The following is a 3,605-nucleotide window of genomic DNA, read 5'->3' on the forward strand; positions in this document are numbered from 1 at the left end:
ACTTTCGGCGTTTTTACTTAATTATTCTCTCATGGAAGTGACAACAAAGGGATAGATATATGATTATCTACCCACTCGAAAGGTGGTTGCAGTGTAATGTGTGGCGGCGACTTTTGCGCGTGGCGACTAGCGTAATGATCTGCAAAGTGCTGTTTGATTTGGTTGGCGTAGTCTTGTATCTCTTGCGGCGGTAGCAAGGCAACGAAAAAACGACTTTTTGGTAAATTCAAGATTCAAAAGGGAAGATCAAATACAGTAGTTTGAAAATTAACGAGCTAAAAAACTGCGATCGCTCCTCACTCTATTTCCCTAAAGATAACATTACCGTTAAAAATATTAGAACATAGGATTTCTAGAGGTTGCAAACAAAATGCCGTGGTTCGTCAAGTTAGAAGAAGGCAAAGTTGATAAATCCATCTTTGACCAATACGTACCAGCTCACCAAGCCTACGTCAGAGATTTGATTACCAAGGGTTACAAAGCCCGAACAGGTTATTGGGCGCAATTCGGTGGCGGGATGTTGCTATTTGAGGCTGCTTCAATGGCAGAAGCCGAGGCCATTGTTGCCGATGATCCCTTAGTAAAGAGCGGTTGTGTCAACTTTAAACTTTACGAATGGAAAATTGTTGTGGAATAACGCACAGTTACGGAATTTGATGTTATATTATTAATAGACCTGGATCTATGCGACTCCAACGCCTAAACCTTGTCAGGACCGGAAGGTAGCAGCAACACGGGATGCTTGTAGTAGGCGTAGTCTCCGGGTCGCCCTATTTATTAGGAGCTATCAGCAGCAATGCCTGGTTTTGGAGATATTGTTCAAAAAGCATTTTACCTCGGTGTCGGATTGGCTTCTTACGCTGGCGAGAAAGCCGGAGGTAAATTAACTGAACTGCGATCGCAAGTCCAAAAACTGGCAGACGAGATGGTTGCCAAGGGTGAAATGACCACAGACGAAGCCCGTCGCTTTGTGGAAGACATGATGAAGCAAGCCCAACAGCCTCCAGCAACAGATGAAGCTCCTGAAAAACCGCCCTCTTCTGAACCTCGTCGCATCGAAATTTTAGAGGAAGATGAAGAACCAACGGTGAAAGAGGCATCAACAGAGAAAGTAGATGAACTGCGCCAACAAGTGCTAGACCTGCAAGAAGAGTTAAAAAGATTGCAAAAAGAATAGAGATTGCTCAGTTAAAAGTCCTATCAGCACAGTGTGAACTGGGCGTACTAGTACGTACCTGAGAATCTATAATATATGTGATCTAGGGTGTACTTTAGTGTTTCCAGTCAAGTAGCACTATGCGTCCTATTTTTTGCAAGCCAGGGCGTTAAGTTTATGGATCAATGGCAAAAAGATTTGATGGAAATGGTGGAAACTGCGGCCGATGAAGTAGAACGCTTCTTCTTAGGAATGGGTGAAATGGTAGATGCCTTTTTTGAGCTAACAGAAGAATTCACTGAACAAGTCCAAAACAGTATTGTTACCGAAGTTGACCAGTATTTACAGGATTTAACCGAGCCGATTCTGGATATCTACTGGGAATTAGAGGATGTTGTGGCGGATGTTGATCCTGGCTTTCCTTATTCAGTCGAAGCGACAACAGAACAAAATGCTGCCTGTATAGGTTGCAGTAATTACCACGGTCATGTATATGGAGGTAATTTGCTAGTCTGCGGTATGCACCCTCATGGGTGGGATGATGGAAGTTGTCCTGATTGGGAGCGAGAATAGTTTTGAAGGCTGGGTGCTGGGTGTTGGATGTTAAGTTATTAGTAATGGATCTTTACATTTCTTTGGACTAATAATTTATGAGTAATTCTTCACCGGAAACGGTATCTCAGCCTAGCCAGGAAGTTAAGTATGGCGAACGGGAGATTGCGGAAGGACAATTAATTACCTTTCCCAATCCGCGTGTGGGTCGGCGCTATGATATTAATATTACCTTGCCGGAATTTACTTGTAAGTGTCCATTTTCCGGTTATCCTGACTTTGCCACTATTTATATTACCTATGTCCCTGATGAGCGAGTGGTGGAATTAAAGGCTCTCAAACTTTACATTAACAGTTACCGCGATCGCTACATTTCCCACGAAGAATCAGCCAACCAAATTCTCGATGATTTTGTCGCAGCTTGTGACCCTCTAGAGGCGACTGTCAAAGCTGATTTTACCCCCCGTGGGAACGTTCATACTGTGGTGGAAGTTAAGCACAGGAAATAAGGAACGCCAGAGAGTAGGTTTAAAATTGGGTTTTGTAGGGACGGGAGCATCATTAACTGTGCATCATATTGGATTAACCCGCCCCTACTCATTGGGTATTAAGAATTTTGAATTAATTACTGTGACTGAGAAACTTAACATTCATATTCAAGGTCAAGGTTTCCCCATATTAGGACTGCATGGACATCCTGGTAGTGGTCGGAGTCTGTCGGTTTTTACAAATCACTTATCAAAACGTTACCAAACTATTGCCCCCGATTTGCGTGGCTATGGCACCAGTCGCTTTCGGGGGAACTTTACCATGCAGGATCATTTAACCGACTTAGAAGCTTTATTAGATCGTTTGCAGATCGAGAAATGCTTAGTATTGGGATGGTCTTTGGGTGGGATTTTAGCGATGGAGTTGGCTTTGCGCCTACCGCAGCGTATCACTGGGCTGATTTTGGTGGCGACAGCAGCTAGACCCCGTGGTAATCATCCACCGATTTCCTGGCAGGATAATCTTTATACAGGTGTTGCTGGGTTACTAAACTACATCAAACCGGGCTGGCGCTGGAATATTGAGACTTTTGGCAAGCGATCGCTGTTTCGTTATCTCATACAACAACACACACCCACTGCCTATAATTACATAGCCAGGGAAGCTTTGCCAGCTTACTTGCAAACTTCTCCATCTGCCACTCGCGCCCTTAACAGCGCCTTGCGTTTAGGATACAACCGACTCGCAGACCTTGAGCAAATTCATTGCCCTAGTCTGGTGCTGGCTGGCGCTCAAGATAGACACATTACAGCCGATTCTAGTTTAGAAACAGCCCAACATCTCAAACAGAGTCAATGGCAATGCTACCCTCATACCGCCCATCTTTTCCCCTGGGAAATACCCCAGCAGGTAATAAACGATATTGACCTGTGGTTAGCAAACAACTCACAGGTAATGAGTAATTAATAATACAAAGTCCACAGTCAAAAGTCCCAAGTCAAGAGTTTAATGCAATCACTAATGACTAATGACTAATGACTATTAACTAATTGCCTAACTTACATCTGACCGCTAAAGGCAGGCTTTACTTTGCGGTCAAGACGTTCCCCCAGGTCTTCAGCAATCGTCAAGTTATTAGGTTTACAGCGCTTCACATTCACACCTATTCCTTGCGCCCCTTCTGTCTCTAAATCCTCAACGTAGCCTTTGATGGCTACCTTCGCGTCAGCAGAATTCAGAAAAGGCCCGAAGTAGTATGTACAGCGTGGGTTTTGAGTAGTAATCTCCACCCACCAAGCCAAGCCAAAAGTATTGAAAGTATTAATTGTGGTTTCTTTCAGGTTTTGCCAAATTGTTCAAGGGGCGACAAACGCCTCTAAACTTAGCCAGATAAAGGTTTGAGAGGCAC

The 3,605-nt window shown here is 44.0% G+C and carries 6 protein-coding genes, 1 other RNA gene and 1 pseudogene; 6 read left to right on the plus strand and 2 right to left on the minus strand.

Features of this window, described 5'->3' with window-relative positions; translation table 11 throughout:
- Window positions 1–50: 50 nt before the first annotated feature.
- Window positions 51–230, minus strand: a pseudogene (locus ACM5QX_RS29290) (2'-5' RNA ligase family protein); the annotation flags it as partial.
- 140 nt (window positions 231–370) lie between these two features.
- On the opposite strand from ACM5QX_RS29290, the gene ACM5QX_RS29295 reads away from it, so the two are divergent.
- The 6 genes from ACM5QX_RS29295 (at window position 371) to ACM5QX_RS29320 (ending at window position 3,163) form a co-directional block, all read left to right on the plus strand.
- The gene (locus tag ACM5QX_RS29295) at window positions 371–637 is read left to right on the plus strand and encodes a YciI family protein (protein ID WP_011321094.1); all 267 of its coding nucleotides are present in this window, start codon (window positions 371–373) and stop codon (window positions 635–637) included.
- A gap of 36 nt (window positions 638–673) precedes the next feature.
- Window positions 674–770: signal recognition particle sRNA small type (gene ffs, locus ACM5QX_RS29300), an RNA gene on the plus strand.
- A gap of 26 nt (window positions 771–796) precedes the next feature.
- The gene (locus ACM5QX_RS29305; protein WP_190567899.1) at window positions 797–1,177 is read left to right on the plus strand and encodes a phasin family protein; all 381 of its coding nucleotides are present in this window, start codon (window positions 797–799) and stop codon (window positions 1,175–1,177) included.
- A gap of 156 nt (window positions 1,178–1,333) precedes the next feature.
- Window positions 1,334–1,729, plus strand: coding sequence for a hypothetical protein (locus ACM5QX_RS29310; protein ID WP_011321092.1), 396 nt, complete (start codon window positions 1,334–1,336; stop codon window positions 1,727–1,729).
- A 77-nt stretch (window positions 1,730–1,806) separates the two neighbouring features.
- Complete coding sequence (gene queF, locus ACM5QX_RS29315) at window positions 1,807–2,217, plus strand: preQ(1) synthase (protein WP_011321091.1); 411 nt, start codon at window positions 1,807–1,809, stop codon at window positions 2,215–2,217.
- A 121-nt stretch (window positions 2,218–2,338) separates the two neighbouring features.
- Entirely contained in the window at window positions 2,339–3,163 is an 825-nt protein-coding gene (locus ACM5QX_RS29320) for an alpha/beta fold hydrolase (RefSeq protein WP_414756721.1), read from the plus strand.
- A 92-nt stretch (window positions 3,164–3,255) separates the two neighbouring features.
- On the opposite strand, the gene ACM5QX_RS29325 is transcribed toward ACM5QX_RS29320, so the two are convergent.
- Entirely contained in the window at window positions 3,256–3,549 is a 294-nt protein-coding gene (locus tag ACM5QX_RS29325) for a DUF1816 domain-containing protein (RefSeq protein ID WP_414756722.1), read from the minus strand.
- Window positions 3,550–3,605 lie beyond the last annotated feature (56 nt).

The sequence above is a fragment of the Anabaena sp. CCY 9910 genome, from assembly GCF_963920875.1.
GTDB classification, from domain to species: domain Bacteria; phylum Cyanobacteriota; class Cyanobacteriia; order Cyanobacteriales; family Nostocaceae; genus Trichormus; species Trichormus variabilis.

Excerpts from the sequence above, each read along its gene's own strand:
- queF (WP_011321091.1), top strand. The coding sequence starts at position 1,807 with ATGAGTAATTCTTCACCGGAAACGGTATCTCAGCCTAGCCAGGAAGTT.
- ACM5QX_RS29305 (WP_190567899.1), top strand. The coding sequence starts at position 797 with ATGCCTGGTTTTGGAGATATTGTTCAAAAAGCATTTTACCTCGGTGTC.
- ACM5QX_RS29295 (WP_011321094.1), top strand. The coding sequence starts at position 371 with ATGCCGTGGTTCGTCAAGTTAGAAGAAGGCAAAGTTGATAAATCCATC.
- ACM5QX_RS29310 (WP_011321092.1), top strand. The coding sequence starts at position 1,334 with ATGGATCAATGGCAAAAAGATTTGATGGAAATGGTGGAAACTGCGGCC.